The sequence below is a fragment of the Candidatus Sericytochromatia bacterium genome, from assembly GCA_035285325.1.
Lineage (GTDB): Bacteria > Cyanobacteriota > Sericytochromatia > S15B-MN24 > JAQBPE01 > JAYKJB01.
In genome coordinates, this window is the sequence record JAYKJB010000138.1 from 1 (window position 1) to 26,768 (window position 26,768).

General features: G+C 65.7%; 16 protein-coding genes and 1 tRNA gene. 8 read left to right on the forward strand and 9 right to left on the reverse strand.

Annotated elements, in window-relative coordinates:
- Nucleotides 1-51: 51 nt before the first annotated feature.
- Nucleotides 52-127 (reverse strand) — tRNA-Arg (locus tag VKP62_16795).
- 123 nt (nucleotides 128-250) lie between these two features.
- Here VKP62_16795 and VKP62_16800 point away from each other — a divergent pair.
- Together VKP62_16800 and glk are read left to right on the forward strand one after the other, a co-directional pair.
- Nucleotides 251-961 carry an HAD family phosphatase gene (locus VKP62_16800; protein MEB3198852.1) on the forward strand — a complete coding sequence of 237 codons (711 nt, stop codon included), beginning with the start codon at nucleotides 251-253 and terminating at the stop codon, nucleotides 959-961.
- 17 nt (nucleotides 962-978) lie between these two features.
- Nucleotides 979-1,983, forward strand: coding sequence for a glucokinase (gene glk, locus VKP62_16805; protein ID MEB3198853.1), 1,005 nt, complete (start codon nucleotides 979-981; stop codon nucleotides 1,981-1,983).
- 53 nt (nucleotides 1,984-2,036) lie between these two features.
- Here the strand turns inward: glk and VKP62_16810 are convergent, their stop codons facing one another.
- Nucleotides 2,037-3,980: an OPT family oligopeptide transporter gene (locus VKP62_16810; GenBank protein MEB3198854.1), complete on the reverse strand. Its 1,944-nt coding sequence runs from the start codon at nucleotides 3,978-3,980 to the stop codon at nucleotides 2,037-2,039.
- Nucleotides 3,981-4,092: 112 nt separating this feature from the next.
- Between VKP62_16810 and VKP62_16815 the strand changes: the two genes are divergently transcribed.
- The 6 genes from VKP62_16815 (at nucleotide 4,093) to VKP62_16840 (ending at nucleotide 7,246) form a co-directional block, all read left to right on the forward strand.
- Nucleotides 4,093-4,443: a hypothetical protein gene (locus tag VKP62_16815; protein MEB3198855.1), complete on the forward strand. Its 351-nt coding sequence runs from the start codon at nucleotides 4,093-4,095 to the stop codon at nucleotides 4,441-4,443.
- A gap of 85 nt (nucleotides 4,444-4,528) precedes the next feature.
- Nucleotides 4,529-4,801, forward strand: coding sequence for a hypothetical protein (locus tag VKP62_16820; protein MEB3198856.1), 273 nt, complete (start codon nucleotides 4,529-4,531; stop codon nucleotides 4,799-4,801).
- Nucleotides 4,802-4,827: 26 nt separating this feature from the next.
- Nucleotides 4,828-5,349, forward strand: coding sequence for a hypothetical protein (locus VKP62_16825; protein MEB3198857.1), 522 nt, complete (start codon nucleotides 4,828-4,830; stop codon nucleotides 5,347-5,349).
- 41 nt (nucleotides 5,350-5,390) lie between these two features.
- Entirely contained in the window at nucleotides 5,391-6,314 is a 924-nt protein-coding gene (locus tag VKP62_16830; protein ID MEB3198858.1) for a HAMP domain-containing sensor histidine kinase, read from the forward strand.
- A 5-nt stretch (nucleotides 6,315-6,319) separates the two neighbouring features.
- Nucleotides 6,320-7,027: a response regulator transcription factor gene (locus tag VKP62_16835; GenBank protein MEB3198859.1), complete on the forward strand. Its 708-nt coding sequence runs from the start codon at nucleotides 6,320-6,322 to the stop codon at nucleotides 7,025-7,027.
- A gap of 21 nt (nucleotides 7,028-7,048) precedes the next feature.
- Entirely contained in the window at nucleotides 7,049-7,246 is a 198-nt protein-coding gene (locus VKP62_16840) for a hypothetical protein (GenBank protein ID MEB3198860.1), read from the forward strand.
- Between the two features lie 14 nt (nucleotides 7,247-7,260).
- Here the strand turns inward: VKP62_16840 and VKP62_16845 are convergent, their stop codons facing one another.
- The 7 genes from VKP62_16845 to VKP62_16875 are packed head-to-tail and all read right to left on the reverse strand — an operon-like array spanning nucleotide 7,261 to nucleotide 26,760.
- A complete protein-coding gene (locus tag VKP62_16845) occupies nucleotides 7,261-7,800 on the reverse strand; it encodes a hypothetical protein (GenBank protein MEB3198861.1) in 540 nt (179 codons plus the stop codon).
- A 51-nt stretch (nucleotides 7,801-7,851) separates the two neighbouring features.
- On the reverse strand, nucleotides 7,852-8,874 hold the full coding sequence (locus tag VKP62_16850; GenBank protein ID MEB3198862.1) for an NAD-dependent epimerase/dehydratase family protein: 1,023 nt from the start codon (nucleotides 8,872-8,874) through the stop codon (nucleotides 7,852-7,854).
- Nucleotides 8,871-10,496, reverse strand: coding sequence for a fatty acid CoA ligase family protein (locus VKP62_16855; protein MEB3198863.1), 1,626 nt, complete (start codon nucleotides 10,494-10,496; stop codon nucleotides 8,871-8,873). The genes VKP62_16850 and VKP62_16855 overlap by 4 nt, the downstream gene beginning before the upstream one ends.
- A complete protein-coding gene (locus VKP62_16860; protein ID MEB3198864.1) occupies nucleotides 10,493-11,407 on the reverse strand; it encodes an alpha/beta fold hydrolase in 915 nt (304 codons plus the stop codon). Before VKP62_16860 ends, VKP62_16855 begins: the two co-directional genes overlap by 4 nt.
- A 1-nt stretch (nucleotide 11,408) precedes the next feature.
- Nucleotides 11,409-12,446: a 3-oxoacyl-ACP synthase III gene (locus tag VKP62_16865; GenBank protein ID MEB3198865.1), complete on the reverse strand. Its 1,038-nt coding sequence runs from the start codon at nucleotides 12,444-12,446 to the stop codon at nucleotides 11,409-11,411.
- Nucleotides 12,443-19,495 carry a beta-ketoacyl synthase N-terminal-like domain-containing protein gene (locus VKP62_16870; GenBank protein ID MEB3198866.1) on the reverse strand — a complete coding sequence of 2,351 codons (7,053 nt, stop codon included), beginning with the start codon at nucleotides 19,493-19,495 and terminating at the stop codon, nucleotides 12,443-12,445. The genes VKP62_16865 and VKP62_16870 overlap by 4 nt, the downstream gene beginning before the upstream one ends.
- Entirely contained in the window at nucleotides 19,492-26,760 is a 7,269-nt protein-coding gene (locus VKP62_16875; GenBank protein ID MEB3198867.1) for an SDR family NAD(P)-dependent oxidoreductase, read from the reverse strand. The genes VKP62_16870 and VKP62_16875 overlap by 4 nt, the downstream gene beginning before the upstream one ends.
- Nucleotides 26,761-26,768: the final 8 nt, after the last annotated feature.

The following is a 26,768-nucleotide window of genomic DNA, read 5'->3' on the forward strand; positions in this document are numbered from 1 at the left end:
CACGATTAACTGGGCCAGAACCAGTCGTCCTACCATTAGACGAAGGGGGAATGGCGTCCCTGACAGGACTTGAACCTGTGACCTTCTGCTCCGGAGGCAGACGCTCTATCCACTGAGCTACAGAGACACAATATCACTATACTCAAGATCCGTGCCATCGTCCAGCCATCGGGCGGCAAGCTGATATTTTCGCTCAAATGTCTGGAGCCGGTACAATGAAGACCTGGTTGCGATGATGGGAGCGGTGGACGTGCGTTTTTCAGCCGTGTTGTTCGACATGGACGGGGTGGTGTGCGACAACATGCCCCTCCATCGTGCGGTCTGGAAGGAATTCGCCACGGTGCGGGGCCTCTCTCTGTCCGATGCCGAGTGGCGACGGCTCGATGGCCGGCGGGCCTCTGATATCATCGACACCTTGTTTCCTGAGGCACCTGGGCAGATGCGCCTGGAATTGGCCGAAGCCCGCGAGGCTCTCTATCGTCAGCGACTCGAATCCGCGGTGCTGCATCCGGTCCCGGGCATCCACGCGTTCCTGGCCTGGTTGTCGGAACGCGGGGTTCGCTGCGTAATTGCCACCAGTGCCACGCCTGAAAATGTCGAGCAGGTGCTCGGGCGACTGAATCTGCGAACCGCCTTTGCTGGGCAGGTCACCTCCCACGATGTTCGACGGGGCAAGCCCGACCCGGAAGTGTATCTGAAGGCCGCTGCCAAAGCTGGTTTTCCAGCGTCGTCGTGTCTGGTGGTAGAGGATGCCATTCAGGGCGTGCAGGCCGCCAGGGCCGCCGGAGCGGCGTGCCTGGGCGTTTCTACCAGCGTGGCCCCCGACGGACTGCAGGAGGCCGGGGCGGCCTGGGTGGTTCCTGACTTTGAAAATCTGCTCTCGGCAGGATGGCCCGACGGGGCCGCCTTGGAGGCGCTATTCGTGGCACACACCCTGCATCGCGTGGATGCGGGAACCTGAAGAAAGGACCTGGAGACTTGGGCACGCTCAATTTGCTCGCCGCGGACATCGGCGGAACCAAAGTGGCGCTGGCGTTATTCGAGTGGACGCCGGGCGGCCCCTGGCGGGTGATGGCCGAGGCGCGTTACGTGAGCGCGGATCACCCGACTTTTACGGAAATCTTGAAGGATTTTCGCCTTCACCATCCCCAGCCAGTCCAGGCCACGGGACTGGGTATTGCGGGACCCGTCTTCGAACGACGCTGCCAGGCCACCAACTTGCCCTGGGTGGTGGACGCCCGGGAACTCGAGGCCAGCCTGCCGTTGGGGCGGGTGGCGCTGATCAATGATTTCAAGGCTGCGGCGCTGGGGGTTCTTCACATGAAGGAGCCCGACTGGGTCGAACTGAACCCCGGGGTGCCTGAGCCGCGGGCCCCGATTGCCGTGCTGGGCGCCGGAACGGGCCTGGGCGAGGCTCTCCTGTTCCATGATGGTCATCGCTACCAGGTGGTCTCGACGGAGGGGGGACACAAGGATTTCGCGCCGCGGAATGAAGAAGAAATGGGGCTTTTGCGCTTCATGTTGAAGCGCCACGCCCGCGTCTCCTACGAGCGGTTGTTGAGCGGGGCCGGCATTCGGGCCATCTATGACCATCTGATCGAGGCTGGCGCGGGCCCCGCGCGGGTAGACTTGCAACGTCGCTTCGAAGCCGAGGACGATGCGGCCCTGATCGCAGGTCATGCCGCCGCGGGCGATGACCCGGTCTGCATCCAGGCGATGGAGATGTTCACCCGCATTTATGGTGCCGAGGCGGGTAACCTGGCCCTCCAAGTGCTCGCTCGCGGAGGGGTTTACATTGCGGGGGGCATCGGCCCCAAGAACCTGGCCAGAATGCAAGATGGTCAATTTCAGACGGCCTACCGTCACAAGGGGCGCTTTTCGGATCTGGTGGCCTCGATTCCGGTGCGGATGGTCATCAACCCCTACGTGGCCTTGGTCGGGGCGGCGGCAGCGGCGGCCGAATTGGAGGCGCAAAGCGGCTGAAGGCCGCCCCGAACGGGGGCGGCCTCCGCTGGTCAGAGAGTCGCTTGGAGGCGTCAGGCGGCGCCTATCACCACAAGCAAGGCGATGATCAGGACCGAGGCGATGCTTTCCCCTGCGATGATCCCCGACGAGAAGGGGATCGTGTGCCGCTCCGCGGTGGCCGGTCTGGCCTTGGCCAACCACCACGCCGTGAAGGCTCCCAGAAAGATGGCCAGGGAGTCACTGAACGGCAGCACCAGGGCCAGGCCCAACCCGGTGGGGGAAGGCAGATAACGCTTCAGGGCAGGTCGGTAGTGCTCGATAAAGGTGATGACCACGCCGACGGTGATCGTGAACGCTGCCAGTTTCAGGGCTGACGGAGGCAACGCCGACAAGCCGCGCGCCAGAGCTTCTGCGGTGGCCTTCCAAACCAGGGCGCCGGGAGCTGCAAATTTGTCGCCCAACACCGACGCGTTCGGGACCAGCAGGAAGTAGGCCGGGATGCAAAAGAGGGTACCGGCCAACACGCCGTACATCTGAGCCAGAAATTGCTGTCTGGGATTCGCGCCCAGCAGGTAGCCGCTCTTCAGATCGGTCAGAAGGTCCGCCGAGTGGATGGCCGCCCCCGCGGTGACGTTGGCCGTCATCAGGTTGGTGATGGGTTGGCCCGGCGCCAGGGCGCCGTAGGTAAGTTGGGTGACCTTGCCCATCGCGCCCGTCGGCGAGATGTCGGTTTCGCCCGTGACGCGCGAGACGACCATCGACAAGACGACGGCCAGCAACACGGCCAGGATGGCCATGGCCCAGTGAATCTTGAAGAGCCAAACCTGGAGGATGACGCAGGCGATCGCCCCACCCGTAAAGCCATACAGGAACCAGGAGCCGGGCACCTCGATGCTGGCCTGGCGGGCATCCATTTGCTTCTCAGAGGCGGGTTTGAACACCTCCGTGATGCCGGAAAAACCGCGAGCCAACGAAGGCCAGATCAGGCCCAATCCCACCAGGGTGGAGACGACGAGCATGCCGGTGCCAGGCCAGGTGGTCCAGGCGGCCACTTGCTTCAGGCCCCCCTCGATCACCTTTCCGTTCGCGACCACGTGGTTCTGGATGAGCCACGGGGCGATCACGAACCAGTTCAACACGGACCCGATCAGCACGCTGACCCCGGTCCGCATCCCGATGATGGCGCCCGCCGCATAGAGCAACAGGCTCACGTTGAGCCCGAGGGTCAGCTTTTGCCAGTTGATTCCTTGAAACTGATAGGCGGTCTGGTCGGCCGGAATCTGATTGGGCAACGACAGGAAGGCCAAACCTTTGAGCGCGGTGTACTTCTCGACCAGCACGGGGTGCAGGTCTTTGAAGTAGGAGACGACGGCGCCGATCACCCCGCCGATTCCCAAAGACTTCGCCTTCGCCAGCGCCACCTCCCCGTGGCCGTGCAGGCTCTTGATGGTCTCGGCTGCGGCGATGCCGCTCGGGAAAGGCAACTGATCGATGTTGATCATCTGACGCTTCATGGGAATCGCAATGAACACGCCCATGATCGAGATGGCACCGATCCAGAGGAACAGGTGAAAGGGTGTCAGCACCGTTCCATTCAGGAGCAACAAGGCGGGAATGGCACTGGTGAGCCCGGCTGATGCCATGAACCCGGCTGCGGAACTCACGGACTGCATGGCATTGTTTTCCAGGTCGGTGAATTCGCCACCCGGCAACACGTGTTCAAACAGACGGAAGATCGCGTAGGCCAGAATCCCCGCCGTGATCGTGACGCCGAAGCCCCAGCCGGTCTTGAGTCCCACGTAGAGATTCGAGACCGACATCACGCCGCCGATCAGCATTCCCATCAAGACGGCCCGAATCGTCAGCTGCTTCACATTTCCGCGGTAAACGTGGTCGTACCAGTAGGCCTCCCGGTCGTCCGGGGACAGTTCCGCCATGTGCCGTAAGGCGGCTTCAATCTCAGAGGCAGGCGTGGACGTGCCGTGAGGGGGATGCGGATGCGATTCAGCGGTCATGGGCTACCTCAGGTGGGGATTCAAGATTCGAACCGCGCGCCAGTGGCCACGGTCAGGGCCATTTTACCCAATTGAACCCACCATCCGGCGACGTTTTGGTAGCATGAGGGGCATGGCGATCGACCCTTTGGCTCCTGCCCATCTTTCTGCTTGCCTGGCCGCGATGGCCTTGGCGGCTCCTCTCGTGGTCGCTTTGCTGCTCTACGACGCGCGCTGGATTGGCCTGAGCTGGCGAGCCGGGCAGCGTCCTCCTTGGGGCACCTGGGTCCGCATCGGAGCGGCCTTGCTGTGCCACGGCGGAGCTTGGCTGCTGGCGACCCAAGGCCCTCATTGGCCGGCAGCCAGGACCATCTGGTGGATGCACATGTTGCTCGACCCAGGCCTCAGCCTGTACGCCTTGGGCTTGTGGGAACTCGCGCGTCGGGTCCTGTCGGCGCCAGAAGTCTCGGCCCGCGCACGCTGAAGCCAGCGGTGCCGGATCTGCTAAACTTGGAGAGTGGGCTTGGATTCGGGCCATTCAGACGGCCTTGAGCCTCAGAGGAGGGGCGGTGCTCGACCCAGATGACCAGGTGGCCTTGGAGGCCTCCGTTCGCGCCTCGGTTCTTCAGGTGAGTGACGTCCAAGCCTTTGATGTGACGGTTGAGGCGGTCTCCGGCATTTGCGCGCGAGTTCGTGTGGCCGACACTGCCGGTGCTCTCACCCCGCTGATGGGCTTCGCGAGCAAGCAATCCGGGGAATGGTGTGTTCTCTCGCTTGGAACAGGCTTCGAAACGGCCTTCTATCACCAGCATGGGATCCCGGCTGCGTTGCAGTTGGGGTGAAGATTCTCTCCGTAAAGGACGATCAGATGCTCAAAATTCAACATCCCGCCGCCATTGTTCGTGACCGCCAAAAGGGGGTGAACAACTGGGAGTCTGTTCGCCTCTATCGTTACGCCAACGGCGTCGAACTCCAGATCCTGGTGGGGCATCTGCCTCATGGTGAACTGCAATCCGCCGTGAGCGCCAACCGCGCGCTGACCTTCGAGAAATCGGACAAGGAGGCCGTGTTGCGTTTTGGGGACGCGCCGCTCCCCATGGTCGATTTTCTCTCTGGCGCGCGGATCGAACAGGAGACCGCGAACACCTTCGTGCTCGATGAATGTCGCTTTCTGCCGTCGGTGCAAGCCCCCGTGCGTCAGGGCAGCGTGACCCAGCCGCTTCAAGCGGATGGCAACTTGTTGACGGCTGTCTTCTCAGATGGGACACGCGTGGAAGTGGAACCTCACGGAAATCACGGTCACGTGCGCGCCCTGCGAGACGGCAAACCACTCCGTTGTTTCTTCAATGGCAAGGACAACGTGTTGGACGTGTTCGGCCTGGCCGATTGAGTTTCGGAATCTCCCACTGAGACTCCCGCAGGTCTAGCGCGATGCGCATGCCTCCCAAGCGTCCCTCCACCGCCGCGCCCATCATCTATGGCGTGGCGCTCGTGCTGGTCACGCTGATCCTGACGGTGATGTACAACCTGGCGCTGGTCACCGACTGGTTTCGCGACAGGCAAGGACCGATTCAAGGGCTCGCCCCCACCCTGGGGTTGGTGCTGGGGTGGGCTCTCGGTCTTGCGGTCATGGTGGGGTTGATCCTGTTCATCATCTCCCTGGCCAAGCAAATCCGGTTGAACCAGCAGCAGCAAAATTTCATCGACAGTGTGACCCACGAGTTGAAAAGCCCATTGACGTCATTGAAACTGCATCTGGAGACGATGCAGCGGCGAACCCTCACGGAGGAGCAGGCGGCCCAGTTTACCTGCACCATGCTCGCCGATGTCGATCGGTTGGACCAGTTGATTGACCACGTCCTGGAGGCCGCACGGGCCGAAGCCAGGCGCCGTCCCATCGCCGTTTCCCCCCTGGATCTTGATGGGCACGTGCGAGACCTGGTGGAACGCCTGATTCAGCGCCACGGGCTGGACGGTTCAGCCGTGCGGATCGAAGGGCAGGTGGGAACCATTCAGACCGATGTGGTGGCGCTCGACCTCGCGCTCACCAACCTGCTCGAAAATGCGGTCAAGTATTCATTGGACAGCGTCCAGATCACGGTTCGGATGGAAGCTGGCCCTCGCGGTGTCACCATCGCCGTTTCGGATACCGGGGTTGGCATCCCCAAAGGGCAGTTGCGTCGCATCTTTCACCGCTTCCACCGGGTCGGCAACGAGTCTACTCGGATCCGGCAAGGAACGGGCCTGGGGTTGTTCATCGCGCAGGAAAGTGTGCGTGCGTTGCGTGGCAAGCTGCGAGCGGCCAGCCCGGGCGAAAATCGGGGCAGCGTCTTCACGCTGACCTTGCCCAGGTGAACGAGATGGCGAGATTGCTGCTGGTGGAAGATGAAGACCACATCGCGCAGGGGCTCCGCTTCAACCTCGAACTGGATGGTCACGTCGTCACCTGGTTGCGGGATGGACGGCAGGCTCACGAGGTCCTGTTCGACCGCCAGGAGGCGTTCGACCTGATTGTCCTGGACCTGATGTTGCCTGGGATTTCCGGCTCTGACCTGTGTCGTGCCTTACGGACCACGGGCAATTACACGCCGGTGCTCATGCTGACGGCCAAACAGCACGAAAAAGACAAGGTTCAGGGGCTTCAGGTCGGTGCGGACGACTATGTGACCAAGCCCTTCAATCTGGAGGAGTTGCTGGCCCGCATCGAGGGGTTGCTGCGCCGCAGAGCCTGGGAGGCCCAGCGCCCACTGGCCAAGGAGGCGCAGGATGATCGACTGGTGTTCGCCAACGTGGTGATCGATTTCGCGCGACACGAAGCTACAGTGGCGGGGCAAGAGATCAACCTTACCCCGATCGAGATGGCCATGATGAAGGCCTTCAAGGCTCACGAGGGTCGCGTCCTTTCCCGGGAAGATCTCTTGCGCGAAGCCTGGGGGACGGAGGCTTCCATCACGACTCGCACCGTGGACAACTTCATCTTGCGTTTGAGGAAGCTGTTTGAGCCCGACCCGGCGCACCCTGTGTACATTCGCTCGGTGCGGGGTCGTGGCTACAAGTTTGTCCGATGAATTGATGAAAGAGGCCATCACGTGCTGACAACCGCCATCACGGCCGCCATTGTTTCGTTGCTGAACCTCTTTGGCGTGTCACCTGAACCCATGCTGATCGGCGCCATCTGGATTGCCGTCAAAGCGCTGGTCGTGGCCACTGGCCTCGCCGTTGGGGGCAGCTTGCTGGGGGTGACCGGGAAAATGAAACGCTGGGGGCGTGACAAGCCTCAAAACTGAGCAATGGCCCAGTTTCAAACCTTGGCAGGTTCGGCGGGTCTGGCGTCGCCCTCGGCTCGTTTGCGGACGGAGGCTTCCAGTGGCCCCATCAACCTCGGAAAGCGCCCCCGCAGCTGATCCCAGGCCCACAAGAGATCCTTTTCGATGGCCTGACGCTGGTCGTTGGGCAGCTTCATGGCTTTCTCAAAGGCCTTGGCTTGGCCGCGCGGATCGGCCGCACCCGAAATCAGTTCCCCGATTTCGGGGTGGCGAGCCAGAAAGTTTTCCTTGAGCCGCATGAACTCGGTTTGCAACTTCAAGCCTTCTTGCGGAGGTAGGCGCCGCATGGCCGCCTGTAGCGCCTCTTGGCGCTCAGGTCTGACATCGAACTCCTCGAAGCGGGCGGCCAGAAGCGGGTAACTCTTTCGGAGTTTCTTGAGCATTCGCTGCTGATAGGCCTCCCCCATCAGGCGCGCGGCCTGAGGTCCCCAGCGTTTCCGCGTGGCAAAGGCCGCCAGGGTCAACCCGAGAAGGACGCCACCCAAAATGACCCACACGTTGGTCCACAAATCCATGCGATTTTTTCACCCCGTTTTGCACTTCCAAAAATCATGCTACCGCTTGTGTCAGGGCGACGCCACCCGGCGAGCTGATGCAGCGCCATGTGAGGCCCACCAGTCCGTCAGGCGGCGGAGGCCCTCGTCGGTCGAAACCCGGGGCAGGTATTCCAGGTCACGCCGGGCAGCCGCCAGATCAAAATAATGGCTAGTGGCCAGTTCGCGCGCGACCCAGCGGGTCATCGGCGGTTCCCCCGGGAGCGCCAGGGTTCGATAGACCGACTCCAGCACGGTGCCGGCTCCCACGGCCAGGAAGGCAGGCACGGATCCTCGCACGCGTCCGGCCCCCGCCGCGATGAGCAGACGGTCGATCAGTTCCCAGGCCGGCAGTGGCTCCCCATTGGCAATGAAGTAGGCCTTGCCCGCGCACGGGGCACCTGGCGCCAATCGCTCCGCCGCAGCCAGATGCGCCTGGACCGCGTTGTCAATGTAGGTGGCATCCACCAGGTTCGTTCCGTCGCCGATCCGGCGCAGCCTGCCCTCGCGGTGCGCCTTGAGCAAGCGGGGCAGCAGATGGGAATCGCCCGGCCCCCAGACCAGGTGCGGACGGAGGGCCACCGTGGCGAGCTGATCATCGTTGGCGGCCAGCACCGCGCGCTCGGCCTCGGCCTTGGTCGCGGGATAGGCGGCTTCATGATGGGCTGGATAGGGCACCGTCTCATCCGCGCCCCTCATGTCCTGCCCGTGGAACACCACGCTGGGGGAACTGGTGAAAACCAGCCGCTTGACCTGTTGGTGACGGCAAGCCGCGATCACGGACCGGGTGCCGAGCACATTGCTGCGATGAAAATCCTCCCAACGGCCCCACGCGCCGGCCAGGGCCGCGACGTGGAAGACGATGTCCTGCCCGGTGACCGCCTCCGTCAAGCGGCGTTCGTCCGCAATATCACCACGGACGGTGCGGATGCCGCTTGCGGCCAGCTCGGGGTAATCGCCGCGCTGGTAGGTGGTGACGGCATGGCCTGCTGCCTGAAGGGCCCGGGCCAATCGACCTCCGATAAAGCCTCCGCCACCCGTGACCAGCGCGTTCACGTGATGCGCTCCGTGGCCCAGAGTGCCAGCTTCTCCCGAAAAATCTTGGCGTTGTGGCGGATGTCGACTGGAAACGAGGGATGGACCAGGACTTTGGCGATCGCCCGGGTGTGGCCGTGCGCCTGCCCGAGCTTCCAGATTTCCTCGATGAGATCCCCACTAGCCCGCTGGCCCCGCTTGAGCTCCACACACAGCACGGGGCGCTGAAATCCAGGATGGTTCGGGTCCGGCACGCCCACCAGGGCGGTTCTGCGAACCGCCGGGTGCTGGTTGAAGATCGCTTCGCACGGAATGGTGAACATGTCGCCCTGGGCGCAACGCACACGATGCGATTTACGCCCCAGGAACCATAGCCGTCCGAGGTCATCAAAACGTCCGAGGTCCCCCATCCGGTGCCACACGCCCCCGGCTGGGTCCGCGATTTTGGCCCGCGCATCGTGATCCGGGCGACCGTGGTAACGATCGCTGACATTCGGCCCTCTGACCACGATCTCACCGGGCTCGCCAACCGGCCGGCGGAGCTGGTCGCTCCAGGTGAGAATCGGCTCATCGGAGATGCCGATAATGGCCACTTCAATGCCTTCGAGAGGGCGGCCCACGCAAGTTCCAGCGCCTCGCGCCCACGCCTCTCGGGTTTCCTGCAGCACTTCCCGTGCGGTGATGCTGGCGACGGGCAGGGCCTCCGTGGCACCGTAAGGGGTTTCGAGTCGTCCATCCGGCGCGAGCAAGGCGCCGAAATCCTGCAACACGGACGGGGCGACCGGGGCCCCTGCGCTGATGACGAGGCGCAGCGAGGGCAGACGAATGCCACGGGGCAGGGCCCAGCCAGCCACGCGTTCCAGCAGCGCGGGAGAGCCGAACATCTGGGTGACTTCGTAGGTCAGGATTGGACCGACAATCGCCGTCGGGTCGACCTGACCTGGCCGGGTGAAGTTCATGCGGGGGATCACCGCCGTGGCGCCCAGGGCAGCATCGAAGAGGGCGAAGAGCGGAAAGGTGGCCAGGTCGATACTGCCTGGCCCAATGCCGAAGTGGCTGGCCAGCAGTTCGACCTGGGCGTCAAAGGTGCGGTGGCAATGCACCGCCCCCTTGGGGACACCCGTGCTGCCGCTGGTGAACAGGATGGCGGCGATCGCCTCGGGGCCCGTCTCGACGGCCGTGAACGGGGAGGAGGGGAGCGGGCCCGGATGAAGGGGCAGGGTGCCGGGGAAACGGCCCCCGACGCAGCACAACAGACGCCCGGCGGCGCTGCCCCAGCGGCCCAGCACCCGCGCCAGATGGGCCATGGGCTGCCCGATGAAGGCGTCGGGAGCCGCTTCGCTCAGGCAGGTGCGCATGTTGGCCAGGCCCATGCCGGGATCGATCAGCACGGGGACAGCCCCCAGCTTGAACAAGGCAAAGGTCAAGGCGAAAAAATCTTCGCCCGGACGAACCATCAGGGCCACACGCGAACCCCTGGCGATACCAAGCGCCGAGAGCCGATGCGCGTATGCGTCGCAACGCTGCCGAAGCCCGGCGAAGGTGGTGACCTTTCCCCGCGCGATCACGGCGCGCCCCTCTGGTTGGAGCGCCGCTTGTCTATCGAAGCGATTGGCGATGTTGGTCGTGGCAACCGCGTTCAAGGGGCAGGGGCCTCCACCGGGGTCTTCAGGAAACGCACGATTTCAGGTATAAGGCGATCGCCGGCGTCTTCCAGCACGTAGTGCCCTGCATCAGGGTAACGGTGGGTTTCCGCCTGCGGAAACCGCGCCTGCCAGCCGGCCAGAAAGTGATCGTCGAACACCCAGTCCTGGGCGCCCCATCCCAGCAGGACTGGCAGGTGGCGCCAATGGGGAAGGTTCGCTTCCACTGCGGCCAGATGCGGCCAGGCGGGGTCTCCGGGGGCCAGTGGGATGTCTTCGACGAAACGCAGGGTGGCGAGCCGGTTGCTCCAGCTGTCGTAGGGGGCGACGAAGGCCCGTCGCACAAGTGGGGCGAGGGGCTTCACCGTACAGACGCGGGCCGCCGTGGCGGCGAAGGCATTCAAGCCCAGGACGAGCGGGGTGCCAAGGGGGGTATCCCGCACGAGCCGGAGGGGCCAGGGGAATGGTTTGCTGCCAGGCAAGGGAAAGGCTGCGGTGTTGAGGGCCACGAGGCGCTTCACCCGTTCGGGATGGCGCGCTGCCCAGGCCATCCCGATCATTCCCCCCCAGTCATGCAGCACCAGCGAGATCGGTCCCCGCACCGCCAGACTCTCCAGCAAATGCTCAAGGTCGGACACGCGGCTTGCGAGGGTGTAGGCGTAGCGATCGTCGGTCGGCTTGTCGGACAATCCCATTCCCATGTGGTCCGGAACGATCGCACGACCGAACGGGGACCAGGCCCGCACCAGGTCTCGAAACAGGAAGGACCAGGAGGGGTTGCCGTGGAGCATCACCACCACCTCGCCATCACGCGGGCCCTCGTCGAGATAGTGCAGCCGCAAACCCTCTCGCTCGTGGTAGTGGCCGGTGAACGGATAGAGCGATTGCCACTCGCCGAGCTTGGAACCCATCTCAGCCCTCCCATCCCAGCATCAGGCAGTTGAGGCCACTGCCGATACCCAGCCACGCCACCCGCATGCCGGCCTGCGTGAAACCCTGCTCGGCGGCCATGGCCGCCGTCACGGGAACGGCGGTGCTCCCGGTATTGCCCAGTTGCGTGTAGGTCACGAAGTCGCGTTCGAGCGGCATCCCGATCGCCTGAAGAATGGCCGCGCGATTGGCCTGACCGACCTGATGGCTGATGGTCCGGTCCGGCGCTGGCCAGTTCAGTTCCTGCAGCAACCTTTGCCAGGTGTCCCGCCCCAAGGGGACCCCTTCCCGCATGATCGGGACGGCATCGGTTTCCATCACCATCGCCTGGCGGGCTGGGCGGCGCCGGTCCAGGCCCCAGCGACAAAGATCGTGGTGTTGGGGGGCCGCCCATTGAATGCCCCCGGCCAGTCGAGGTCCAGGGGGGGCCCCGACCGTTCCATCCGTGAGCACGATCGCCGCCGCCGCTGACCCTCCCGTGAGCGTTGCCATGGCCTTCATGAAATGCCCCATGTTTCGTTCGAGCAACATCTCCGCGATCATGGCCTCGTTGATTTCGCGGGCCGACTCGCAGCCTACGACCAGGCCTGCCCGAATCTGCCCCAGTTCGATCATATTGGCCACGTGCAACACGCCGCTCAGCATACCGAGGCACGCATTCGCCACGTCCAGCACGGCCACGGCGCCGCCGGCCCCGATCAGATGAGCCACTTCACACGCGCTGGCCGGCTCGAAATCATCCCGGCACACACTGCCGTAGACCACGGCCCCCAACTCTCCCGGGCTCAGCTCGGCTCTTTGAAGCGCTTGAAGCCCTGCCTTGGCGGCCATGGGAGCCAGTCGCTGTCCCTCCGGCCACCAGCGTCGGGAATGAATGCCCGTCAGATAGGCCAGTTGTCCCGGCGCCACCCGTAGGCTCTCGTAGAGGGGCGCAAGCCTGGCCTCCAGCGCTTCTGATGTGACTTCTTCCTGGGGCAGCTCGTAGCCCAAGCCGGCCAGATGCACGCGGGTGTATCTCACGTGCTGGTCCCTTCCTCCAGGCTGAGGGAGAAATCGGTCATGCTGTAGATGGGCCGACCGTCCACCGACAGGATCCCGTCTGCCACCAAGGTCCGCGTTTCCTCATCGATTCGCTTCACGTGCATCTCCACCACCATCTCCCGATTGGTGGGGACAATCTGGCCTCGGTACAGCCAGCTATGCTCCCTCCCCGCTGCCAGCGATCCGAAGGTCGGGCGTTCCACCCAGGCCCCCCAGCGACGCCACACCTCGGCCTTCATCAGCTGCACCAGGGCTTCGAGTCCGAGCGAGCCGGGACAGACAGGGTCCTGGTAAAAGTGGGCGGCAAAGTACCAGTCGGCCGGGTCGACTCGCTTGCGGCCCCGCATGAATCCAAGGCCGTGATCGCCCCCGTGCGTCTCCCATCGATCGATTTCGCCGACCAAGGCCAGCTTGCCGGTCGGCATGGGGCCGAACTGCGCCGGAAAAGGAAGCCGTTGTCTGGGGTCGAGCGGTGAGGGCTCCACCCCCCTCAGTCCGACCTGCTGGGAGAGGGCTTGCTTCGTGAAGAAACCAAACATCGTCCACCCCGTGTAGACGGCCTCCCCCTGACAGGTCACGCTGAATTCGAATTCCTGGATGATCATCCCGGATGACTGCGACACTTTCGTCAGTCTGGCGTGTGTGACGAGGGTGCCGTCCTGGGGGCCGACCGGTCGGGATTGAATGGCCTTGCCCCCCAGGTTGCGGAAGGAAAGATCCACGGGCGAGGTCAAGGCAGAACCCACGTAGGCGGCCAGCCAGCCACAGGGTTGGAGCGCCACTTCAAGCAGCACGGCAAAGGGCATGGTCGGCTGACCTTCGTCCCTGAAGTACCAGGCGTCTGTGGGAATGTCGTAATGCGCTTCACAGGCGGCCCCGGCCTCGCAGACCCAGGGAGCCCCGCTGACCTGCACGACCCGATCCAGGAACATGTAGGGGGGGCCCGGCAAACGAGCGATGACACGCTCGCGGTCAAAGATGCGATAGCGCTCACCGAAGGCCTCGGAGGGGTTCCCAACCGCAAAGGCGAGGATGCTTTCGGGGCCATACTGGCACCGGGGCTCCTGTCGCTTCACGACGGGCGCGCGTGACGTCTCGCCCAGAGAGCGGTTGGCGCGAGCCAGCTCCCACATGGCTTGCAGATGGACACGCCGAAGTCCGGACAGTCGGATGCTCATGTCGCTGATGAAGACGATCGGCTTGCCATCTGCCAACATCAGGGCATCTGCCAGGGCGAAGGGCGTGCCATCCGCCTCATAACCCAGTTCTTTGAAGGAGACCTCATAGGTCACGACCTTGCTGGTCGCCAAGACCTGCCCACGGCACCGCAGCCGACTTTGAACGCCAACCACCGGTTCATGCGAGACGGTCCCGGCTGGTCCGACCCAGCCCAGCCGCATCAGAAAGATTCGCATGGTGTGCAGGCAGCATTCGTACATCAGGGTGCCTGGCATGACCTGATCGTCGACGAAGTGGCATTTCAGGTACCAGGCATCCGGCACCACGTCATGCTCCGCCCGGATCAGTCCGAGCCCGAAACGGCCACCGGTCGGCTCGATCGCACAGACCCGGTCGACCAGGCGCATCAGGCCATCGGGCAGTGTCGCCGCACGCGTGAAAGGCAGGCCCGAAAAGGCTTGGCCGAACGCGCCAACCAGGTCTCCATCACGCAGAGCTGCCAGGTGTGAGGCATCCAACGGTGTCTTGCCCATGGGCAGCAGGGGGGTCCAATCCGGCGGCAGACGGCCAGGCAACGTGCGACTCTCAAGGGCGGAGAACACGATTCCCTTGCCTTCGGCCAGCTGTTCCGCCGTGAAGAATCCGGCGCAGCCCTCTCGCATGGTCATCAGCGGGCGGCCCGCGACTGTCGCGTCGAATCGGAAGAAGAACAGCGTCACCCCGCTCTGTTCGATGAAGCGATCGATGGCGATGTCGTAGCGAATCGTTTCACCAGGGCCCGGGAGCGGCCCATGGAAGGTGACCACCGCGTCGAGCAGGCGATAGACCGCCAGACCGCGCGTCTTGAAATCGATCCCGAGCCAGCCACTCAGGAACAGGTCAGCCTGACCGGCTTCCACGGCCACGCACGTGGGGATGCGATGCCCGTCCAGGTACCAGGCCCCCGCTTTGACGTCATGTTCCGTCACAATGGTGCCCTGCGTGAGGGAACCGGGTTCTCCCGTGACAGAAAGAATCCGATCAACCAGCATCAGCGGCTCATCCGGCAATCTCACGCGCGTCGGATAGGCGTCAATCGGCGCGAAGTAGGCCCCCAGCACCGGCTCGATCTGGCCCCTGGCATAGGCCAGGCAGCCTGCCCGATCGAGCCAAACCGGCGCGTCGGAAACTGACTCCGTGCGCGGCAACCAGCGTGTGATCAGCGCATGGATCGCCCGAATGCTCTCCTCGCCGCTCCGATTCTCGGCCTCCAGCGCGGCATAAGCTTCCCGGGCCTGGTGGTTGGCCACCGTTACGCAGGCGAGGCCATCGTTGGCGCGGTCCATCCAGCGCCGAAGCGCCGACACCGTGTCCTGACGCTCAGCCAGAGCGACTCCCGGGGAGTGAACGGGAGCGCCATGCTCGACGCGGGGTTCCGGCCGCACGGCGGCCATCAGCGCCTCCCCGCCAGTGGTCCTTGGGGAGTGGAACGGCTCGGCTCGCTTCCCCGTCTCACGCCGCGGTAGACGGGCTGAGACGGCGCCTGGTGAAGGCTTCTCGGCGAGAGGTTCAGGCTCGCGTGACGACGGAGCGACCAGGTCGGTTCTTGGCTTGCCGCGCCGCCGAATGCGCGCGGTGACGATGGGGGCGGGCGAGGGTTGGGCCGGGGAAGCGGGGGACTCGGACGGGGCGATCGCCACCTCCGAGGGTCTGTTCGCCGCTGCTGCAACCGCCAGGCCGCCGGCGTGAAGGGGCACGCGTGCCACGGGGCCTGTGGGCCGAACCTGGGCGGCCCACGGCGTCGCGAGTTGGCCATAGAGGGGGGTGAGGTCAATGGCCACTCGCTCGGCATGAAGGTGCCCCAACAAGCGGAGCAGGGACAGTTCCCCTTCGACGCCTCGGACACAGGCAGAACGCGCTGCGTGGGGGGCATCCCCGAGAATCGCCTGAATCATCCGCGTGCAAGAATGGCGCGGGCCCAGTTCAACAAAAATCCGCACGCCGTCCTGGTAGGCCGTGCGCACGAGGGTCGGGAATTCGAGCGTGGAGAGGGCCTGTCCCACCAGTGCCTGGGCGGCGGCAGCGCGCGTGACGTCATACGCCCGACCCCAGAAACCACTGTAGAAACGCACCCCATGCGGCGGGTTGGTGGGCAAGTCGTGCAAGGCGCGATAGGCCCCCTCGACCTGTCCGGCCACCTCACAGTGGACCGTGGTGACGCCCTGAATCGGGATAAAGGCGCAGCGCAGCTTCTCCACCAAGGCTTCCACTGCGCTGGGGGCTCCGCCGACGACACATTCACCCGGCGTGTTGACGATCAGCAGATAGGCCTGGGGAATCTCCAACAGGGCCTGGCGCACCAGCTGAGCAGGGCGATCGACGAGCCCGCTGACCCAGGCCGCCGGCATACCAGCGGGCAAGCCCCACGTTCGTGCGGCTGCCGCACAGCGGCCACCCAGCTCGACCGTGAACAACTTGCTGGCCACCATACGACGGGTCAGTTCGTCCCGGTCTCGCCAGGTGCGCGTGGCCACAAGTCCGGCTGTTTCACCGAGGCTGTAGCCCATCACCGCCCGGGCTCCCACGCCAAACAGGCGCAGCAAGTCGTGCATCAAGGCGCCGTGCGCCACTTGGGCCAGTAAGGTGGTGCGATGATCCTGAGACAGGGCAGTTTCGGTCTCGGCCTGCCAGCCCTCCGGCCAATCACGCCGCCAGGGCACCAGCCTGGCGGGCCGAACCTGGGTCGCCAGCAGCTGAGAATCGGTGTCCTGGAGACGCGCGACTTGCGGGAATGCGGTCCAGAGGTCGGTCCCCATTCCGGGCCAATGGTTGCCGCTGCCAGGGAAGACGAAGGCCAGGTCCGCGTCAGGACCGTGGGGTGCTGAACTGAAGAACACGCTGGCCACGGGTGAACGGGGATCGCCGGCTGGAAGATGCTCTCCAGCCAACACACGCCGGGCTTCACGGATGCGTTCCTCCAGTTCCACGTGATCACGCGCCACGATGGCCAGGCCCAGGTTGCCTTCTCCCACCCCGTGTTCCTGCCACCAGCTGCGCGCCACGTGTGCGACGCTCGCCTCCCCACGTTCCGCTCGCGCGTGCAGGGTGAGTCGTTCCAACTGGCGGGTCAGCGCGCGGGTGTCATCACCCGCCAGGGCAAAGAGAGCCCAGCGAGGCGCCCCGAGCGGGCGCAGGCGCTCACGATTGGACTGCTCGACGGCTGCCGGGGGCTGCAGCGCGGCGGCCAGCACCACGTGGCCCGCGCCTCCCTCGCGTCCCAGGATATTGACACCGGCGCGGCGCGGCCCCTGGGCCCGATCGAAAAACCAGTACTGTGACATCCTTGGGGTGTGAAGGGCCTCGAGGGCTGGTGCCGCCTCCTGATGGCCGGCCCACCCGGGCAACACCTCGTGATAGAGGGCCAGTGCCGTGCGCAACAACGACACCATGCCACAGGCCAGCCCGGCGCGTCCCACCCGCTGAGACGCGCGAGCGAGTGCCAGACTGGCCGGCGCCGCTTGCGACCAGATGGTCGAGACAGCCTCGTGCTCAGCTTTCGATGCCGTCCCGTCCAGTTCGAGCAAGCCGGCCGCAGCGGGCAAGAGTTGCGCTTCGTCCCACGCGGCTGAAATGGCGCGTGAAATGGCATCTGCATCCGGCCCCGCCAGGGGGCGGTTCAGGCGAGGCGAACTGGCGCTGGCCAGGCCTTCAATCACCGCGTAAATGCGGTCGCCATCTCTTTGGGCGTCCTCCAGACGCTTCAGCACCAACGCACCCGCCCCCTCTGCCGTGGGCAGGCCGTCCCCCTCACGTTGGCGAGATGCCAGCAAGCGCGGGTCCCCCGGGACGTCCACGGCTCCCACCAGGGCCAGCTCGATTTCGCGCCGCTGCAGCGCTCGAATTCCCGCTTCGAGTGCCCGATAGGCGGACATCTCTTCCGCTTGAACGGTGTGAGTCGGCCCACCGAAACGAAACTCTCGGGCCAATCGACTGGCCACCATGCCCCCGAGCGCCCCCAGGGTGCGGTCCGCCGTCAGGGCCGGCAACGGAGAGCCCTCTTGGCGGCTCAAACGGTGCCAGCGCCGGTGATAGTCGGTCGAACGGGCGTCCAGGCCGATGCCGATGTAGGCGCCGGCCCGTGGGTGACGCACCCGGCGGTCTTGATAGGCAGGTCCGACGTCCCGGAGGGCTTCATCGGCAGCCAGCAGCATCAGGGCCTGCTGGGGGAGCAATTCTGGCCAATCGCGTGGCGGAATGCGAAAACCGGCGGTGGCCACCTCCAGATCTCCCGGGAGGTAACAACCCGCCAGACTCTCCGGCACGGAGGGCAGGTCGATGCCCGCTCGGGCTTGCACGGTTCGCCGCTTGTGCGGAGGCAAGGGCACCCCCGCCAAAGCGAACTCCTGAAATTCTCTCAGGTTTTTGAAAGCGCCAATCCGGCAGCCCATGCCAACCACGGCGACGGGCGAGGGGGGCGGCTCTTCCTGGGGGGACGCTTTGTCCTTTCGACGCAGGCGTTTGGCCAACATCTGCGACAATCGGGCCGTCGAGAGCGTGACTTCTGCTCCGCCCGGCGCGCCGTACTCCTCCAGCAGAACATGGGCGTTGATGCCCCCGAAACCAAACGCACTGACCGCAGCGCGGCGCGCCCGCCCCCTCGTTTCCCACCACGGTTCGGGCGCGGATAACACGCGCATGCCATGTTCGGCCATCTTCCATTCCGTGGGAGACTGCTTGAACTGAGCGGTCGGAGGCAGCACGCCGTTCCTCAGCGCGAAGAGGGTTTTGATGAAACCAGCGGCTCCCGCGGCAGTCAGCAGGTGCCCGACATTGGATTTGACCGAGGTGAGCACGCAGGGCGTGTCCAGGTCGGCTCGCAGCGTCTGCAAGCTGGCCACCTCCACGGCGTCACCGCGTGGCGTACCTGTGGCGTGACACTCCACCAGATCGACGTCACCAGGCTGCCAACCCGCTTGGCGGTAGGCCTCACGCATGGCTCGCAATTGCCCCTCGGAGTGGGGCGCCAGCAGGCTTCCCTCCAGATCGTTGGAGGTTCCGATGCCACGGATCACCCCCCAGATCTGATCCCCATCTCGCTCCGCATCGGCCAGGCGTTTGAGGGCCACCAGACCGGCTCCCTCTCCGACCACCAGGCCATCTCCTTCCGCATCGAAGGGGGCACACCGTCCGCTCGGGGACAGGGCGCGCAACTGACTGAACCCCATCTGGGTGTAGAGGCTGTCAGGCCGGGACAAACCACCCGCGAGCATCAGATCGGCTCGGCCAGCGGCCAATTCAGCACAGGCCAGCTTGATGGCGTAAAGCGAGGAGGCACAGGCCGCGTCGATGGCATAGCCACCCAGTCCCAGTCCCAGCGCGCGGGCCACCAAGCCTGACACCAGGCCGGCCCCCCGATAGGCGGCCGGGCGCGGCGACCCTTCTCCGTCCAGGGTGGCAATGGCGTCGGCCGAAGCCCCGCTGTCCGGCAGCACGATGTTCCCCATCACGAGGCCGGCCCGCTCCAGATTCGCCGGGGCTGCCCGCAAACTGCGCCAACAACGCGTGGCTGCGGTCAATCCAACCGTATAGAGGGGGTCGAGCGTGCCAAGCGTCTCCGGCGGGATTCCCAGCTCCTCCCGGCCCATCAGGGCTTCATCGAGCAGGCACGCCCGTGACGACAGGACACGGTCCGGGGTACCTGGGGTGGGGTCGACAATGGCCGCGCTAGGGAGCACCCAGCGCCCCTCCGGCACATCCCGACTGGCGCAGCGCCCCAGCAGAATGTTGGACCAGAAGGTTTCCAGGTCTGGAGCGTCGGGAAAGACCCCGCCAGCCCCGATGACGGCAATGGGCGCCCAGTTTCCGTTCATGGTGTCATCGGGGCTGACAGGGTGTTGCGCCGAAAGGCCTCCACCAGGCCGGTCGCAAAGGTGCATTCCGCCCCTCGGAATTCGGCAACCAGCTGGCCGGATGGATCGAGGAAGGCCACATCGGCCAGCACTGTACCGACCCGACGGGCCGTCACGTGGACAGCCACCGAGTAACTGGGGGCCTGGAAGGGGCGATACATCCGGAAACTGCTGACTCGGCAGGGTAGACAGGCCGCCCCAAGCGTTTCGACACTCCACAAGATCAGCATCTGGAACATGGCGTCGATCGCAAGCGGTTCCGTCAGCCACGTATCGCGAACCGGGGCTTGCATCCACTGCTGGGGATTTCCGGCAGCCTGCACCTTGCCGAGCACGCCTTCGGGACCGAGCACATCGACCGTCAGCAGGCCATGGAAAGTGGGCCCGTGGAACAGCACGCTGCGATAGGCCTCTTCCACACTTCGGAAGTACGGCCAGGCATCCAGGCCCCCCTGCCATCCGTGGGACCAGTGTCGTTCCGGTCCGGCTGCGCGGTCGGCCCCCAACAGGACCGTGGTGTGCGACAGTGGACGCTCCCGTCCATCGCCATACAGTTCGACCTTGACCCTCTGCTGGCCTTCCGGATCGCTCACAGGCTTGCCGGCATCGAACCGCAGGCCATACGGCTCCACCTCCAGGACCACCCCTTTCAGCAACTCGAAGTCGTCGAATCCAATCAGGGCCGCCCCGGGGCGCAACTGACTGGCGGCATGGACCATCCACTCGAGCATGATGGCCACCGGCAGGACCGCCTTGCCATTCAGCACGTGGTCCCCCATGAACGGGTGGGTTCGAACGGCCAGGTCACGCCGCATCACCGTTTGCAGCCTTTCCTCGGCAGGCGCAGGCGCCACCACTGGAGCCGCCTGGTTCTCGGAGGCGACGCGCAGGCCGTCGGTCGGGCCCAGGACGATCAGCTCGGGAGCCGCTGGGCGATCGCGACCCAGTTCCGCAGCCAGCCACACGGAACCCTCATTCAGCGGCAAAATCCCTACCCCTTCGGCCGCGAACATCGCCTTGAGCGCAGGGGTGACCATGCCCCCATCCCAGGGGCCCCAGCCGACGGACATCACCCGCAGAGTCGGTTGCGTGGCCGACAGTCGCCGGGCGAACTTGTTGAGGACCTCATTGGCCATGGCGTAATCGCTCTGTCCCAGTCGGCCCACCCGGGCCGTGATGGAAGAGAACAGCACCAGATGGCGCAATTCTTGGACGTCCAGCGCCTGCCAGAGCGCACGCAGCCCGGCCACCTTGGTGTCAAATACCCGGTCGAACTGCGCGGGCGTCTTGTCGGCGATCGCCTTGTCGGCGAGGACGCCCGCTCCGTGGACCAGCATCCGCACCGGGCCGAAATCCTGCCTGAGCGAGGCAAGGGTGTCGGTCAGGGCCTGGGTGTCACGCACGTCCACGCTCACATAGCGCGCGGTCACGCCAAGCGCCGCGAGACGGGCCAGCGTGCGAGCCACTTCTCTCGCTGCGGCGACCTCTTGCCAGCGCGCGGATATTTCGCGGGGCGCCAGGGGATGGTCCGAGTGGTCCGAGATGGCGCGCTTGATGGCCGCTTCATCCTGGGCCTGTGCCAGCCAGGTTGGCTCGCCTTCCGGCAGCTCGGTGCGTCCCAACAACACGACCACAGGGCGATAGGCCAGCGCGATTGCCACAGCCACTTCGGCCGTGACCCCCCGCCCGCCCCCGGTCAACACCACCAGATCCCCGGGTTGCAGGCTGAGGGGACGGGCTGACGCGGGGCCAGCGGGTTCAAGCACCAGCGTGAAGCGGCCATTGGGACCCAGCGCCACCTCACTCGGACCAGGAAGCGTGATCTCATCCACCAAGGCCAGCGCAGCTGCCGCGTCATCCCACCCTGGATGGAGGTCAAACGCCTGACAGATGGTGTCAGGCCATTCGTGAGCGGCCGTCTTGGCCAGGCCCGCCAACGCGCCCGCCAGGGGGCTGAAAGGCAATGAGGCATCGACCAGGCCAAAGGCACCATCCATACGGGCCACGGTCACGAACCAGCCGCGGTTGGCCTGAAGCAGCGGTGCCGCCGCCACTGTGAGCTGAAAGGCCCGCTTGACGAGCCCTTCGTCTGATGCGCTCCACGTCGGTCCATCCCCCTGGGGGGCGACCAGGACCAGGCCAGCCAGTTCACCCGGCACCGTCCATTCGGACGAATCCTGGAGGTTCACGGCCACGGCTGTCAGACCGGCCGCTCGGAGGCACTCGACCAGGGTGGTCACGAGTCCATGCCCAGGCGGCCCCGCCACCCAGACCGTGGCCCCAGGAGCCAACTTGGGTTGCGCCAGCCGATCCGTGACTGGCAGCGGACTCAGGCTGGGGACTTCGCAGCTCAATCCCAGAGCCGTCGCCGGGTCTGCCGCCCGCTGGGCCAACTGCCAGCGCGCGCTCAGAGCGGGCGAAGGGGCGGGGTTGAAATCCGCGGGCACCAAAGGCCGAAGCCCGCTGTCTGGCTCCGGCACCGCTGGTAACAAGGGCGCCTCGGCCAGATGCTGGACGGCCGCGGTCAGGGTCTGCCACGACACCTGGGAGGCGGTCATGGGTGGGTTGGCGCCGTTCACCGCCGGGGGGGCTTCACGGTCCACCGGGGGCTGCTGGCTCCCGGTCGCGCTTTCCATGGCCGTTACCACGTCGCGCAGGGTGTGCAGGGAACCCGCCTGTTCAGGGCCGAGAGGACGCGCTCCCGGGAGGCGCTCCACCAAGGCTGACAGGATCTCGACCCGCTTGATGGAATCGATGCCCAGGTCACCTTCCAGCGCCATGTCCAGCTCGAGCGTGTCGATCGGATAGCCCGTCTTCTCCGAAACCACCGCCAACAAAGCGTCGGTGGCCGCGTGGGCCCCTGAAACTTCCTGCGCGCCGCCATTCGATGGTGGCAGGCCGGCAGAGGCTGGAGGCCGTTCGGGCATGAGCGGCTCCGGCCAGGCAGGCAGGCCGAGCTGGTCGTTCACGGGTTCCGCCTGAGGGCCCGCGAGGGCCGGCGCAGGCCCGGCAGGCAGCGCCTCAGCCGGCGCAGCCTGAGCCGCCAGCGCCTCGGCCACGTCCCGCAGGGTCCGTAAGCCACCCGCCTGTTCCGGGCCCAGCGGGTGCGCGCCGGGAATGCGTTCGACCAGGGCGGAGAGAATTTCCACGCGTTTGATCGAGTCGATTCCCAGGTCGCCCTCCAGCGCCATGTCCAGTTCCAGGGTGTCGACCGGGTAACCCGTTTTCTCAGACACCACGCCCAGCAGGGCTTCCACCGAGTGGGCAGCAGCCGACGGGGCGGGCGACTCCAGAGGGGCAGGCCCCGTCTCAACGGGAGCAGTCCCGGCAGGCGGGGGTAGCGATGGACGGCTCTCCGTTCGTTCCGGCTGTGAGGGAGTCGCAAGAGGGGCTGAAGTGGCACCGTTGGCTTGGAGGGCCGGGCCCACTTGGGCCGCCAGGGCGACCGCGACGTCACGCAGGCTGCGCAGGGCGCCAGCCTCTTCAGGTCCCAGCGGACGGGTACCGGGGAGGCGCTCGATCAGAGCCGACAGGATTTCGACCCGCTTGATGGAGTCGATACCGAGGTCTCCCTCCAGGGCCATATCCAATTCCAGGGTTTCTGGCGGGTAACCCGTTTTCTCCGACACGACGGCCAGCAACTCGGCCCGCACACCGTCCAAGGGCACCGCGGTTTCTTGCTTCGGCAGCTGCGCGGGAGCCGGTTCGGGCTGACGCAACGGCGCAGGAGGCATCGCGCCCGACCGTTCTGGGGGCGAGACTGGCGTCTCCGCTGCCGGGGCGGAGGCGACCGTTGGCTGGGGGCGTCTCGGGAGGGGGAGTGGCCGGACGTCGATAGGGGGCATCACGCTGCCCGGATTGGCAGGCTGGACCGGCGCGACCGGCGGCAAGCTTGCCACGGATTCCTGCCGTGCAGGCGGCTCGGGCAGCGGTTCAACGGCGGCTTGCGACGGGGCCGACGGTTTGGCCGCCTGAAACCGCATTCCCCTCAGGGCGCGACGAGTGGCCTCAACGGTAGCGGCTGCCGCCGGGGCGATCGCCGGGCGCGCGCCGGCTGCCGTTGCCTCCCCTGGGGGCTCGGTCTCGCCTCCGAGCTTCGCCAGCAGTTCCCGTTGTTGGTCCATCAGGCGTCGGAAGGTTTCTTGGGACGCCCGCTGGCTCTCCAAGAATGCCTGATGCATGGCGGCAGCCTCCTGCTGGGAGGCTTGCCACGCCGCGATCGTGTCCGTCGAGGCCTGAATCAGCGCCTTGACAGCTTCATGGTCGGCCACAGGGGTAGCCGCTTCAGGTCCACGCCATTCAGAGTGAGGAGAGGTCACGAGAGACTCCGCGGTTGCAGTCGGGCGACGACGGTCACCCGCAGCAGGGGGCAGTGAAGTGGGACGCCGCGGATCTCGGTAGAGAGCCCCGCTGACCATCACCTTCATTTTAGGCCTTTTCCGCTCCCGTAGGGAGGCAACGGCGGCTGCGCCCCCCTGCCACTGCGTCAGGTCGATCGGATGACCGACGGCGCAAAGCTGGGCCATCGCGCGGGCCAGGTCGGCCAACCCGTCCCGCTTTCCCTGGGAGGCGTCCAGCGCGATCGCCGTATGCGGGCGATCACCCAGAATGGCGCGAACCATTCCGGACAGACGTGAGCCAGGCCCCACCTCCAGAAAGACGCGGACACCGGCGGCATACATCGCTTCGATCTGACCGATCCAGTCCACCGGCCTGGCCAACTGCGAGGCAAGCAGGGCGCGGCTTTCAGCGGCGTCGCCCGGATAAAGACCACCCAGGGTGTTGCTGTATACCGGAAAGGAGGCGGGCGGCAGGGGCATGCGGGCCAGGGCAGCCGCCAGGGGGTCGGCAGCATCCGCCACCAGGGGAGAATGGAAAGCGGCACCCACGGCCAGCGGCGCGACGCGCATCCCGGCTGCCTTCAACTCCGTCTCCGCGCGCGCGATGGCGGCGCGGGAGCCCGAAATGACGCCTTGGTTCGGTGTGTTGCGATTGGCCAGCACGAGCCCCTCACCGTGACGGGCCAGCCAGGCCTCCAGTTCGGTCAGCGGGGCCAGGACGGCCAGCATGCTGCCTCGCGCCTCCGTTCCCGCGGCCATCAAGCGACCTCGCAACACCGAAAGCTCCAGAAATTCGGTGCGCGACAGGCGACCGGATGCCATCAGGGCGGTGAGCTCCCCGTAACTGTGTCCCGCTGCAGCCACAGGGCGGAGGCCCCAGTTGGCCAGGATGGACCACATCCCCAACGACACGGCACCAATCGCGGGTTGCGCAACATCGGTGGCCCTGAGCTGCTCCTCCTGTTCGGTCACGCCTGCGGCATCATAGGCGGTGAGGGGGTAGATCCGGTCGATCAGGCGGCTGCCGTGAGGCAATTCGCCCCCGGCTTCCAGGCCGAAAGCGACCTCGGCCTCTTCCAGAGCTTCAAGGGCTTCAGGGAAGGCGCAGGCGAGCGTTCGCCCCATCCCCACATACTGCGCGCCCTGCCCGGGGAACAGCACGGCAAGGCCTCCCGCCGAAGGGCCCGAGGCATAGCAGGCGCCGTCGGGGAACTCGAAGTCTCGTCCTTCGGCCGTCCTTGCCAGCAGGCGGGCCACGAGGTCAGCCACCTGAGTGCTGTCGCGTTCGACCACAAACGCGAGACGGTGAGCGGCTCCCGGGTGGAAACCGGCCCGTGCATCACAGGCCGCGACTTCCAGGTCTTCCCAACTCTCCAGCGTTCCAAAGGGCTTGAGCGCCGCGTGTAGGGCGTCGAGCGAGTCGGCGGAGAGGGTCACCAGCTGGACCCGGCCGTCCCAATCCGTGGCGCGGCGTTCCGGTTTGTGTTCCTCCAGGACGACGTGGAAGTTGCTGCCACCAAACCCGAAGGAACTCACCGCCGCCCGGCGTGGGTGAGCACGCCGACGCAGCCAGGGACGGGGTTCTGCAGGAAGATAAAACGGGGATTGAGCGTCCTGAATGCCGGGCAAGGGCTGCTTGACCTTGCACGTGGGGGGAAGCACCTTGTGGTGGAGCGCCAGCACGGCCTTGATCAGGCCAGCGGCTCCAGCCGCCGCCTTGGTGTGGCCGATCTGGCTCTTGACCGATCCCAGGGCACAGTGGGGTCGGTGGGCCTCGGCCTCGCCGTAGATGCGACGCAGCGCGGTGACTTCAATGGCATCGCCGACCTTGGTCCCGGTTCCGTGTCCTTCGAGCAATTCGATCGTCGCCGGCGTGACCTCCGCTGCGGCATAGGCCGCCGTCAGCGCCCGTTGCTGTCCGTCGTCATCCGGCGCGTAGATGGCCTTGCCTCGACCATCGCTGGCCGTCCCAACCCCCTTCAGCACGGCATAGATGGTGTCGCCATCTCGCTCAGCCTCGTCCAGGCGTTTGAGCACGACCATCCCCACCCCCTCACCGAGAATGGTGCCGTCGCCCTCTGCATCAAACGGTCTGGCATTGCCGGTGGGGGAGAGGGCAGGCGTCTTGGAAAAACACATGTACATGAAGATGTCGTTGAAGGCATCCACGCCGCCCGTGATCACCATGGAGGAGCGGCCGGCGGACAGCTCGAGGGCCGCCAGATGAATGGCTGACAGGGACGAGGCGCAGGCCGCATCCACGACGCAGTTCGTCCCGCCCAGGTCGAGGCGATTGGCAATTCGCCCGGCGACGACATTTCCGAGCAGGCCCGGGAAGGAGGCTTCCTGCCACGGTACGTAGGTGGCCTCCAAGCGTGCCACCACGTCATCGGCCTGGTCAGCTGGGACGCCAGCCTCCAGCAACGCCCGGCGCCAGTGGGGATGTCCCAGACGGGCACCCAAGGGAATCACCAGTTGCAAGGTTCCCGTGACGCCCAGCACCACGCTGACCCGGCTGCGGTCGAATGACCTGTCGGGTCCATAACCCGCATGTCTGAGCGCCTCGCTGGCGACCACCAAGCCCAGCACCTGAGCCGGGTCGGTCGCCTCCAGCGCGTGGGGTGCGATGCCGTAAGCGGTGGGGTCGAAGGGCACAGGGTCAATGAAGCCTCCCCGCTGGGCATAGGTGTGGTCGGGGCGCTTGGGGTCGGGATCGTAATAGTCTGCTGGCTTCCAGTGGGTCTCCGGAACGGGGCCGATCCCGTCGACGGCTCGCTTGATGTTGCCCCAGTAGTACCCGAGGTTCTGGGCCTTGGGAAACAGACAGGCGAGCCCCACGATCGCGATGGGGGTGGAGGCTGCCTTGGCGTCAATCGATTGAGTCACGTGGGGTC